This window comes from Neisseria sp. P0008.S010 (assembly GCF_051962715.1).
Lineage (GTDB): Bacteria > Pseudomonadota > Gammaproteobacteria > Burkholderiales > Neisseriaceae > Neisseria > Neisseria elongata.
The window spans coordinates 1-269 of sequence record NZ_JBQCVA010000297.1 but is presented as its reverse complement, the minus strand read 5'-3'; the positions used below and the strand labels follow the sequence as shown (position 1 = coordinate 269).

At 60.2% G+C, this 269-nt stretch carries 1 protein-coding gene; it reads right to left on the bottom strand.

The features are described from left to right. Positions 1 to 269 (bottom strand): molybdopterin cofactor-binding domain-containing protein (locus ACTHSL_RS13670; RefSeq protein WP_440381723.1); only part of this gene is annotated, 269 nt, incomplete at both ends.

Sequence of the window (269 nt, the reverse complement as noted above, 5' to 3'; positions counted from 1 at the left end):
GTTTTCGCGATGTCACCGACACTCCAGGCGACCATCTGATTCGACGTCCATACGGTCAGTTGATCGCCTTTCCACGCGGCCAGTGTGGCGTGCGGTTCCATCATCGCGTGGGACTGGTCTGGTGTGGTGTAGGTCTGATCGAACTGCACCGGCGCGGCGGTGAAGGCCTTGTCGAAGTCGCCGTGATTGACGTCCGGCAACTCGTCTTTCGGCTCGACGCCGAGGTCTTTGACGCTGGCGAGATCGAACTTGCCTTCGCTGGTCTCGTA